Annotated in this window: 1 rRNA gene; it reads left to right on the forward strand. The window is 54.1% G+C overall.

From position 1 onward, the window contains the following. Positions 1-389 (forward strand): 16S ribosomal RNA (locus IFR14_RS20565); the annotation flags it as partial. Between the last annotated feature and the right edge of the window lie 16 nt (positions 390-405).

The raw sequence follows: 405 nt of genomic DNA on the forward strand, positions 1-405 counted from the left end.
ATACTGCCGGGGTCAACTCGGAGGAAGGTGGGGACGACGTCAAATCATCATGCCCCTTATGTCTTGGGCTTCACGCATGCTACAATGGCCAGTACAAAGGGCTGCAATACCGTAAGGTGGAGCGAATCCCAAAAAGCTGGTCCCAGTTCGGATTGAGGTCTGCAACTCGACCTCATGAAGTCGGAGTCGCTAGTAATCGCAGATCAGCAACGCTGCGGTGAATACGTTCCCGGGCCTTGTACACACCGCCCGTCAAGTCATGAAAGTCGGTAACACCCGAAGCCAGTGGCCTAACCGCAAGGATGGAGCTGTCTAAGGTGGGATCGGTAATTAGGACTAAGTCGTAACAAGGTAGCCGTACCGGAAGGTGCGGCTGGATCACCTCCTTTCTAAGGAGCATGTGCA

The sequence above is a fragment of the Plantibacter sp. CFBP 8775 genome (genome assembly GCF_014839505.1).
In the GTDB taxonomy this organism is placed as follows: Bacteria; Actinomycetota; Actinomycetes; order Actinomycetales; family Microbacteriaceae; genus Plantibacter; species Plantibacter auratus.